General features: G+C 41.7%; 10 protein-coding genes. 6 read left to right on the top strand and 4 right to left on the bottom strand.

The window, feature by feature from the left end; all coding sequences use genetic code 11:
• The 4 genes from OGM63_RS06250 to OGM63_RS06235 all read left to right on the top strand — a co-directional run.
• On the top strand, nt 1-203 hold a 203-nt coding region (locus OGM63_RS06250), incomplete at its 5' end, for a hypothetical protein (RefSeq protein ID WP_263744638.1).
• Between the two features lie 407 nt (nt 204-610).
• Nucleotides 611-1,261 (top strand): uracil phosphoribosyltransferase, encoded by a 651-nt coding sequence (gene upp, locus OGM63_RS06245; RefSeq protein ID WP_263744637.1) that lies wholly within the window; start codon nt 611-613, stop codon nt 1,259-1,261.
• A 76-nt stretch (nt 1,262-1,337) separates the two neighbouring features.
• A complete protein-coding gene (locus OGM63_RS06240; RefSeq protein WP_263744636.1) occupies nt 1,338-1,697 on the top strand; it encodes a ssl2009 family thylakoid membrane protein in 360 nt (119 codons plus the stop codon).
• Nucleotides 1,698-1,862: 165 nt separating this feature from the next.
• Nucleotides 1,863-2,141: a YggT family protein gene (locus tag OGM63_RS06235; RefSeq protein WP_263744635.1), complete on the top strand. Its 279-nt coding sequence runs from the start codon at nt 1,863-1,865 to the stop codon at nt 2,139-2,141.
• Between the two features lie 49 nt (nt 2,142-2,190).
• Here the strand turns inward: OGM63_RS06235 and OGM63_RS06230 are convergent, their stop codons facing one another.
• Nucleotides 2,191-2,622: a hypothetical protein gene (locus OGM63_RS06230; RefSeq protein ID WP_263744634.1), complete on the bottom strand. Its 432-nt coding sequence runs from the start codon at nt 2,620-2,622 to the stop codon at nt 2,191-2,193.
• 139 nt (nt 2,623-2,761) lie between these two features.
• On the opposite strand from OGM63_RS06230, the gene OGM63_RS06225 reads away from it, so the two are divergent.
• Nucleotides 2,762-3,373 (top strand): hypothetical protein, encoded by a 612-nt coding sequence (locus OGM63_RS06225; protein WP_263744633.1) that lies wholly within the window; start codon nt 2,762-2,764, stop codon nt 3,371-3,373.
• A 155-nt stretch (nt 3,374-3,528) separates the two neighbouring features.
• Here the strand turns inward: OGM63_RS06225 and OGM63_RS06220 are convergent, their stop codons facing one another.
• The 3 genes from OGM63_RS06220 to OGM63_RS06210 form a co-directional block, all read right to left on the bottom strand.
• Nucleotides 3,529-5,727 carry a CHASE2 domain-containing protein gene (locus OGM63_RS06220; RefSeq protein ID WP_263744632.1) on the bottom strand — a complete coding sequence of 733 codons (2,199 nt, stop codon included), beginning with the start codon at nt 5,725-5,727 and terminating at the stop codon, nt 3,529-3,531.
• A gap of 406 nt (nt 5,728-6,133) precedes the next feature.
• Complete coding sequence (locus OGM63_RS06215) at nt 6,134-6,868, bottom strand: DUF928 domain-containing protein (RefSeq protein WP_263744631.1); 735 nt, start codon at nt 6,866-6,868, stop codon at nt 6,134-6,136.
• A gap of 8 nt (nt 6,869-6,876) precedes the next feature.
• Complete coding sequence (locus tag OGM63_RS06210) at nt 6,877-7,647, bottom strand: DUF928 domain-containing protein (protein ID WP_263744630.1); 771 nt, start codon at nt 7,645-7,647, stop codon at nt 6,877-6,879.
• A gap of 727 nt (nt 7,648-8,374) precedes the next feature.
• Between OGM63_RS06210 and OGM63_RS06205 the strand changes: the two genes are divergently transcribed.
• Nucleotides 8,375-9,800, top strand: a 1,426-nt coding sequence (locus tag OGM63_RS06205; protein WP_263744629.1) for a tetratricopeptide repeat protein, incomplete at its 3' end; no start/stop codon positions are given.

The following is a 9,800-nucleotide window of genomic DNA, read 5'->3' as shown; positions in this document are numbered from 1 at the left end:
GAGTGGGGGGACAAGGGGGACTGCGTGATCAAGGGGGACAAGGGGGACTGCGTGATCAAGGGGGACAAGGAAGAATTATATCCGATACCCATTACCGATTACCCACTCCCCACTCCCCACTCCCCACTCCCCACTCTTTACTCTTTACTCCTACTCCCCACTCCCCAAAAAAAAGAGGGACAAGCCGTCATATTGCTGGCTAATCCCGTCTGCCGATCCTTAAAGAGAGGAGAACACTTGAGACCAATATAAGCTTGATTGAGAATAGATGTCAACTATTATTGAAAAAAACTTGCAATAATTTTGCGAATGTAATTTTAGCTTTCAGTGGTACGCCCCGAAACAGTATTGTAAAACTTCACTCAAAATATAGGCAAATACATTCAAATATAAGCACGCTTCCCGACATTTGTACTTAGTTCTTGTATACAAACATTGCGCTCCGCAGTATTGAAACTTTAGAATGTGATAGTCCGATAGAGGCTGTTGTAGTTCAGCCATTAAGGGTTAAACCTTATAAATGTAAGATTGGGTGATATTTGCCGATATTTTATGGAACTATTATGAGGTTTGAGTTGTTATATAATGGATAGTCGCCAAAAATTGACTTATGACGCTCCAATTGCGTATTTATGTTCCGCCCCATCCTTTAATTAAGCACTGGCTGGCAGTCGCTCGTGATGCTGCGACACCTTCAGTTTTATTTCGCAGTGCGATGACTGAGTTGGGACGCTGGTTGACTTATGAAGCTACTCGCGAGTGGTTGCCAACTCAAGAAACAACTGTTGAGAGTCCTTTAGCTTCCTGTCCTGCAACTTTTATTGATCCAGAGATGCCTCTAGCAGTTGTGCCAATTCTCCGGGCAGGGTTAGGATTGTTAGAGGGAGCGCAGACTTTGCTACCTTTGGCTTCTATTTATCATCTGGGTTTAGTGCGAAATGAAGAAACTTTGCAACCTTCGTGTTACCTAAACAGATTGCCAGAAAAATTTGACCCCCAAACACGAGTGTTAATTACCGATCCGATGTTAGCAACGGGAGGATCGATGATGGCAGCGATGGCAGAATTAACACGTCGGGGTGTAGATCCGACTTTGACACGGATTGTTTGTGTGGTGGCAGCTCCCCCAGCTTTGCAAAAATTGAGTGCTGCTTATCCGGGTTTAATAATTTACACCGCCACAATTGACGAAACCGTCAACGACCAGGGGTATATTGTACCGGGATTAGGAGATGCAGGCGATCGCATCTTTGGGACTTAAGCTAGTATGCAGCTATAACAGTTAGGTGCAATAACTAGTTGGGAGATGCAAAGCGTTTCATCAAGGCGGTAAAGATATGAGTCAGCGTGATGGTTTTGCGAGTGGTTTTTTTGCAGGAGCAATTGTCGGCAGTGTAGTCGGTGGCATCGTGGGTGCGCTGATTACTCAACGACGCGATATCGAATTAATAGAACAGGAGTCGGAACTGACAAATGGAACAGCAGAGGCTAAAAAAACAAATATTTTGAAACGGCGTACTATGAAAGCCGCAGAAAATGAAGGTATGGAAATAGAAACGGCAAGGCGATCGCTCGAAGATAAAATTGCCCAACTCAATGCCACAATTGATGAAGTCCGCAACCAGCTCTTAAATGTGAATACTAACTCTACTGAGTCAATTAGCGATCAAGCCTCCCACAGCGATGAGCTTCGCTAACCTCTAGAGATGAAGACAGGGGTAAATGCGCCGCTCCTAAAAAAGCTAATGTGGAGATACCACTAGTGGTATCTGTTAAAACAATCCGCACACACCATGACCCTGACTCAATTAAAATCAATATTAAGACCGATGCGTGACATCTAGCAGAAAACGGACACACCCATGAATTTACTGGTTACTACTCTGGCTACTTTCGTACAGATTTATGGCGCCCTGCTACTGATCAGGGTTCTGTTGACTTGGTTTCCCAACGTCAACTGGTACAATCAACCATTTTCTGCTTTGAGTCAGATCACCGACCCCTATCTGAATCTTTTTCGCTCAATCATTCCTCCATTAGGCGGCATGGATTTTTCACCCATGTTAGCGATTATACTGCTTCAGGTTGTGGGTGGTGGTCTTGTTAGTTTGGCACAAGGTTTGCAGCCTGCCTCATTTTAAAGTCAAAGATTTTCAGTCTGGGCTAACCAGCCCAGACTACTTCAACCTGTTAACGTCGGACTTGAGCGCTAAATCCCGCAGCTTTAAACTGTTTCAGCTTCAATGGGGTAGGCTGATTCGCCGGTACAGAAATTCTCAGGTCAAAATCACTGATGCCTGATGGTATTTCCACAATTGAACCAAGACGGGTACGATTTTGCATTACCGAATCGCCGTTAGCATCATAGATGCGCCCAAAAATATCTGCATCGTAAACTGTTTTGTTAGTATCATTCTGAGCTTTACCAGTGACAATAAAGCAGTTAGCGACTCTAGAACCGCTACTGGTAACAGTTCCTTTTGCCAGTTCTGGTGGACACTCATGATAGGAAATATCAAATAGTTTAATCTGTGTCAGCGCTACAGCGGGCGGAGTAAACACCCACGAAAGAACCCCGATGACACCGCAAATGAAAACAAGCGTGAATGAGCGCAACCGCATAAAAAACACCGTAAAGAAATTCACAATAGATAACTTTAAAACTCAGCTTACCTTGAATTTAACTCCAAAGGAAGTTGGAGAGTTGTATTTAATATTTGTGATAATTAGGAAACATATTCGCTCAATTGCCGATTAGCTTATGAGTTCTGATGAGATTGAAGCAGCCTTGCACGCAGCCTTTAATAGTTGTGATGCAGCCAGCTGTCCTCTCACTGATATGCAGAAACAAATATTACTGCAAGTGATTTCAGAAATTCAGGAAAACTCTTATGCTGGTGTTGCAGATGTTGCCAATCCCTTAGACGAACTTACACCAGCGGAATTAGAAGCATTTTTAGAGTTCGTCAAAACACAAGAGCAACACAACCGCACTTGGAAAGTACAATTACTTAACGATTGGCTGCAACAGAAGGACTCTGGAAAAGTAAATTTTGTTCGCAAACGCTACGGTTTGCAATGGCTAAATCGCGTTGAGCCATATCATTTTGAAAAGTATTCTTATTTTGAGGATGCACTAAAACTCAGGATAGGCGATCGCATTGAAATTTCCAATGCTTTATGGGAATGGGTACAAGAAAATGGTCCCTGTAGCCGCGAATGGTTTCCCTGCACAGTAATTCAACTAAATCAAATTGCCAATGGCGATGATACATACACCAATTGCATCATCCGCTTCAGCAACGGTACTGAATACGAAATTCAAGGAATTTATGAATGGAATCGTTATAATTGGCGCTGGCTAAGGAGATAAGAAAATTATTGGAGCGCATTGACATAAACCTGATTGTATGCATTTAAGGCATTTTGTTTGAAGTGTTCCAGATAGAGAGTACGGGTAAAAGCGTCTCATTGCTATCAGCGTGGATATTTGTCGATAAAATTACTAACTATGACAATTTATTGATATCAATCAACAACCACAATAACGGGAATTTCTATAATAAATTCTGCTCCTTCTCCTGGAGTAGAAATACAATTTAATTTACCACCGTGGGTTTCTTCGACAATTTGACGGCTGATAGATAAACCTAAACCCGTACCTTTACCTACTGCTTTAGTCGTAAATAAATGCTGGAATATTTTTTCTTTTACTTCTGATGACATTCCCAGTCCATTATCTTTGATTCGGATAGCTAAATTATTCTTATCTGCTAAAACTTGGGTAATAATCGTAATTTGATGGGGATTAGCTTGAATTTCCTGATACGATCGCTCTCCCTTAGAATCATCAAGCGCATCAATGGCATTCGCAATCAAATTCATAAACACTTGATTCAACTGTCCTGGATAGCAATTTACCATTGGCAGAGAAGCATATTCTTTGACAATTTTAATTTCTGGGCGATCGCTATTTCCTTTAATGCGGTGTTTTAATATTAATAAAGTACTATCAATACCCTCATGAATGTTATAAGCTACTTTATTTGAAGTATCACCCCGTGAAAATGTCCGCAACGAGATACAAATCTCCTCAATCCGTTTGATTCCTGTCTCCATCGATACAGCTATTTTTGGCAAGTCTTCTAAAAGATATTCTAAATCTATCGCTTCTGCATCTTCTTCAATCTCATCTCCAGCATTGGGAAAGGTTTGTTGATAAAGTTCCAAATGATTGCTTAAATCCTGGTAATAATCTTGTAAATATTTAATATTACCAGAGATAAAATTTACTGGATTGTTGATTTCGTGGGCAACTCCTGATACTAACTGACCTAGAGAAGACATTTTCTCGCTTTGTATAAGTTTAATTTGTGAGTGTTCCAACTCACGCAGCGCTTGTTCTAAGTCTTGCACTGTTTGTTCTAACTTAGTGTTGAGTTCTCGCAGTCTACTTACATACACATAACTTGAAGTGGCAATAGTCGCACCCAACAGTGTGAGGATGGGGGGAACTACGGGAATCCACCAGCCTAATAAAAAACTGACGTAACCTAAAATACTGACGCTGACAACAGTTACTAATAGCAACCCTGTTATCCGGAATAGGAAAAACAGCGCTTTCGTGTTTCTTAATTTCCAACCTAAACTGGCAATTAATAAAGCCCAAAGGAAAATCCAGAAATTTTCTAAAGTATTGTTCCAAACCTGGATAAAGGGACGACCTTGGAGCGCAGAACTGAGAATCTGACTTGCGATATTTGCTTGGATTTCGACTCCAGATGTCCGTACCGGCGTACTCAGAAAACTACGACTATAAGGTGTGTAAAAAGAGTCATTTAAACTAGTGGCTTTGGCACCAACCAGAACAATGCGATCGCGCAAGAAATTTGCTGGTATCCGGTTTTCTAACACGTCTTTGACAGACACGGAAGTGAAACTGCGAGCGGGACCCCGGAAGTTGAGCAATATCTGATACCCACCCGCATCTGCACCAACGTAACCGCCGTCATTTTTCTCAAATGGGGTGAAAACAGTTTTGCCCAACTTCATGTAGCCCTTGCTGTCTGCGGTTGGGGTAATTTCTTTATCGTTTAAATAAGTCATCGCTAACGCCAATCCTAAACTGGGTAGGGGTTCCCCAGGTATAGGAAACAGCATTCCCCGACGCAGCACACCATCTTGATCGACAACAATATCATTCGCACCGACTTGACCCAACTTTGCCAGTACAGGTGAAGGGGGAACCTCAGAACTATAGCGATCGCCTACAACCTTTTGAATCCCAATAATTGGCGGTGTTGTTTTAAATACCTTAGTCAATTCGGAATGTCCAGGCGGAATCGGTAAATTTCTGTATAAATCCAAACCAATAACTTTCGGCTGATGTTGCTGAATCTGAGTCAGCAACTTTGCCAGCATCGCATCAGAAAGGGGCCATTGTTTCAAATAAGCCAGGTCTGATTCTTCCACCGCGACAATCACAATTCGGTCGTCAGCCGGCTCAGTCGGACGGAAACGGTAATTTGCATCCAACGCTGCCAACTCCAAAGGTTGCAACCAACCAAGCATTCGGATAGCGATCGCACTTACTGCCACACTAGGAGCTACAATTATAGCTCCATGCCAAACTAATGCGAATTTTTTGATTTTTCCCCCTAACGGATCAGCAAATTTAGAGGGTATCCAGCCCGAAAAGCCTTTGAATATGGTATGAAAAGATTTCATTGCTAGTAGCTTGTGATACTGGGAATAAGTAGGGGGAAAACAAAAGGGTCTAAGGTTAAGAGGCACATAAAAAAGAAATTGATTATTATCCTTTACCTTTAGAGTGATTTAATTTTCTTCTCCCACTTGGTTGAAAACGCACTTGTTCCTAGTGTTCCCAAGCAACTGACAAAAATCTTGCTAATAATCTAAGGTTATCCAATAGACATCTGGTAAAAAAGCTGTAGAGACGCGAAATTTCGCGTCTCTACAAGGGTTTTGGTTGATGCACATTTAAATTCGGTCGATGTCTAATAGACATCTGGTAAAAAAGAATGTAGAGACGCGAAATTTCGCGTCTCTACAAGGGTTCGGGCAACGCATAATTAATTTTTACTCCTATGTCTAATACTATTGATAGATTTTCTTATCCAAGTTGTCGAGTTGCAACTTGAGATAAACCCACCTGCTCTAACAAAACGCGGAGATATTTGGCATTTAACGGGTCTTGAGGGTTTAGCAGGTAGGCTTTAGAAATAGCAGCGATCGCATCATACCAAATACCAGACTGGGCATAAAATGTTCCACGTTCGAGGAGTGTCTGACTCATCTGTTCACCTGTTAAATCACTCTTTGGGACTCGTGAAATCCAACCCCGCACGTAAATATTTTCCGAAGGGCGCACAGAATTGCATACTAGAGATACAGTCCAACGGTAATTTTTACCTGTAGTCAGTTCTTTAGTATCATGGGGCAGTGTTAGTTGGATGATTCCGGGTTTATTTACCTGAAAGCGCTTCACCAAAATTGGCACAGACACTCCCGGTTCCACTAAAGCAAACTGCATCGGTGTAGATCCGGCAGCTGATACGTACCAAGAAAAGGTCGGACGTGCTGACATTGTTAAGCCAATATGGTCAAATGGTGCTAACAAATTCAGCGAACCAAACGAACCACTGGGACATCCCCTTGAACCAACCCCATCGGTGCGTTGAATGCGCTTGCGATTTGCTGGTGGTGCATAACCGCGAAACTGTGAAGCGAAAGCTTGGGAACTTGTACGCGGTGCAGATTTAGTTAAAGCATCAAAAAAACCTGTGGACTGAAGCATAGTCAACATGACAGCACCAGCCACAGGATAGCTAAATTTAACTTTAAACATGAGAAAATTTAATTTGTCCGACGTTGCCGTTCAACGGTTGCTACTTGATTTAAACCCACTTGTTCCAACAGTGAAATAAATGAATCCATTGCCTGTGTTCTTTCTGTAGGATTAGTTGTTTGAAGCTTGTTGAGGATTGCCATAGCGTCATACCACATACCAGATTTCGCATAAATCAGAGCGCGATCGCGATCGCTCGATGCTGCTGCTAATTTTTTGGTCAACTCTGGTGTATTGTCCACCCTTTCAATCCAAGCACGAGCATTAATATTTTCTGAAGGACGTTTTTCGTTGCAAACTAATGCCACCGTCCAGCGATATTCTTTACCCACTGCCATTTCTGGGGCTTCTTGTGGCAGTTCTAAGCGCACAATTCCTGCTTTATCAGCTTTCAGTCGCTTTTGAAACATTGGCTGTCTGCTACGGGCTTCTGTCAAAGTAAACACCATTGGGGCAGAAGTTGCTGCTGATACTTGCCAGAGGAATGTTGGACGAGCATTGATTGTTCTCGCGATGTGGTCTTTGGGAATCAGTAAATTTAAGGAGGCTGGGATAGAATTTGTACATCCTCTAGCACCGCTGCCTTCTGTGCGTTGGGGACGACTCCCACGATTTGGTGGGACATATTGTTGAGCATTAGCAATCGAGCCATAACTAATTTCTAATGGGATGAAAGCATGAGCTTTCATTCTATTGGATGTTGTGCCAATGCTGATAAAAGTTCCTAGCATCAAACAGGTTAATCCTAGGGCTGTTGAGAGTTTCTTGAGCGTTTTCATTTAAAGAATCCATTGGTAGGAAGTTACTTTGTTTGCTTTTATTCGGCATTTGAGTCTGCCTCATAAAATTAATCTTTTTTGTGAAAAGAAATATTTTTATTTTGGCAACATTTACACTCAATTGAAATCAGTATTTATGCAAGACTTTTGTGAAGATAATTTGCCCGAAATATCATCCTAAATAAACAGAAAATTTATCTAAGCTTTAGAGGATGTTTGGAAAGTATTAAACAAATCAATCAAGCAAGTCTTCTCAGAGGATGTTTGCCCTGTCCTAAAATATACCAAAAACCCCGCTTCCATTCCTCTCCCCCACGGGGGGAGAGGCTTTGAAACCCCCATTCCCTTGTAGGGAAGGGGGGCAGGGGGGTTAGGTTTGAGTTAATAACAAAACTTTTCAAACATCCTCTTAGAAACCTGAAAAAACAGAAACCCGACTTATTTAAGAAGTCAGGTTTCTCATCGAAATCCGGATAAATACCAATACGCGGGCGTGTTAAGCGCAGAATTCTTGGTAGAGACGCGATCGGACGAAGTCTCTACAGGTAAAAAATCAGTACCAAAAATCCTTAACACGCCGGCGTATTGGGATAAATACGGATATTTAAGAGATGGATTATTTTAGCGGAATTATATTTCATTGGTTTCCACCTTGACTGAAGAGACTTTAAAAAAGTTTAATTGTTGCCAATAGCTAAAAAGGATAAAGGTGAAGGATGAAATTGAAATGAATAAATTTCCGAAAAAATCCCAATATAAACTGTGGATAAAAATAAAACAATATGTTAAGCACAAAAGTTTTGGGATTTTATTTTTGACTGGTTGTCTGATGTGCTTGGGGTTGGAAATATTCACTCCTTGGCAAATTGTACAGGCAATGCCACCTTCAGTATCTGGCAAAATAGATCGGCAATCGAGTGCGATCGCTCAATATTCATCTGGGCAATATCGAGAAGCAATCAAACTGTGGACTGATGCTTTAACCCAGACATCAGATAATAAAACCAGAGCAACTCTGCATACAAATTTGGGTTCTGCCTATCGCCAAATTGGTAGTATGGGAGAAGCGATCGCAAGTTGGGAAAAAGCGGCAAAAATTTATCGCTCCCAAAACGATAAACAATCCAATCGTTTGCTAGCACAGGTATTGACGGAACAGGGACAAGCTTATAATGCCCTCGGACAGTCTCGCATTGCCCTACCGATACTGAAAACGGCAATAGAACTGACACAGAAAAATCAAGACGCAAGCACAGAAGCCGCAGCTCGTGGAGCATTGGGTAATGCATACTTAGCATTGGGAGACTTTGAAGAAGCGATCGCATCCCAAAAAGCTAGTTTAGAATTAGCGACAAAATTAAACGACCCCAAACTAATCACCATTGCTGCGAATAACTTAGGTAATGTTTTCAAAAGTCGCTATCAACGCTATATGAAGCAAAGCAATTCTGCCAAACGGGAGGGAGATGAGAAAGAAGAAACACGTTTGTTAAATTTGGCAAAGGAAAATAAACTTGCAGCAACTAAGTATTATGAGAATTGTTTGCAGTCAAGTCAAGCAGTAGGGGAAATGCTGCAAGTCAAAGCATTATTGAATTTGGCTCGTTTGTTGGATATGGGTGAATCTTCACAACACGAGATTAGTAAGAAATATCGACAGCAGGCAATGCTGATTTTAGATAAAGAACCAGATTCTCGTGCTAAAATTTATGCCTTGATTAATTTAGCGCAAAATCTCGAAGATACAGCGAAAATTGAAAATCTCTCGAAAGCGATCGCATATGCGAGAAATATTGGCGATCAACGGGCTGAATCTTTTGCTCTGACAGCTTTAGGAGAAATTTACTTCTCATCGGGTGATTTTGTTAAAGCAATGCAACTTGCACAAAGTTCTGCATTTGCCGCTCAACAAGTCAATGCCGCAGATAGTCTTTATCGTGCTCAAGTCTTAGCAGGAAGGATTAACAAAAAAAGCGGCTTTCTTAAGGAAGCAATTTCATCATACAGACAAGCGATCGCTACTCTGCAAACCATTCGCGGTGATTTAGCTGTAGCTAGCAAAGACTTACAGTTTGACCTGAGAGACTCAACAGAGCCAGTTTACCGCGAATTGATGGCGCTTTTGCTTGAAGATAAGGGGAAGTGGGGGACAG

Origin of the sequence: Plectonema radiosum NIES-515 (assembly GCF_025753815.1) — a bacterium.
GTDB lineage: Bacteria > Cyanobacteriota > Cyanobacteriia > Cyanobacteriales > Nostocaceae > Hassallia > Hassallia radiosum_A.
The sequence above is the reverse complement of the archived record's forward strand: the minus strand, read 5'-3'. Positions and strand labels throughout refer to the sequence as shown.

Excerpts from the sequence above, each read along its gene's own strand:
- OGM63_RS06235 (WP_263744635.1), top strand. The coding sequence starts at position 1,863 with ATGAATTTACTGGTTACTACTCTGGCTACTTTCGTACAGATTTATGGC.
- OGM63_RS06220 (WP_263744632.1), bottom strand. The coding sequence starts at position 5,727 with ATGAAATCTTTTCATACCATATTCAAAGGCTTTTCGGGCTGGATACCC.
- upp (WP_263744637.1), top strand. The coding sequence starts at position 611 with ATGACGCTCCAATTGCGTATTTATGTTCCGCCCCATCCTTTAATTAAG.
- OGM63_RS06225 (WP_263744633.1), top strand. The coding sequence starts at position 2,762 with ATGAGTTCTGATGAGATTGAAGCAGCCTTGCACGCAGCCTTTAATAGT.
- OGM63_RS06240 (WP_263744636.1), top strand. The coding sequence starts at position 1,338 with ATGAGTCAGCGTGATGGTTTTGCGAGTGGTTTTTTTGCAGGAGCAATT.
- OGM63_RS06230 (WP_263744634.1), bottom strand. The coding sequence starts at position 2,622 with ATGCGGTTGCGCTCATTCACGCTTGTTTTCATTTGCGGTGTCATCGGG.
- OGM63_RS06215 (WP_263744631.1), bottom strand. The coding sequence starts at position 6,868 with ATGTTTAAAGTTAAATTTAGCTATCCTGTGGCTGGTGCTGTCATGTTG.
- OGM63_RS06210 (WP_263744630.1), bottom strand. The coding sequence starts at position 7,647 with ATGAAAACGCTCAAGAAACTCTCAACAGCCCTAGGATTAACCTGTTTG.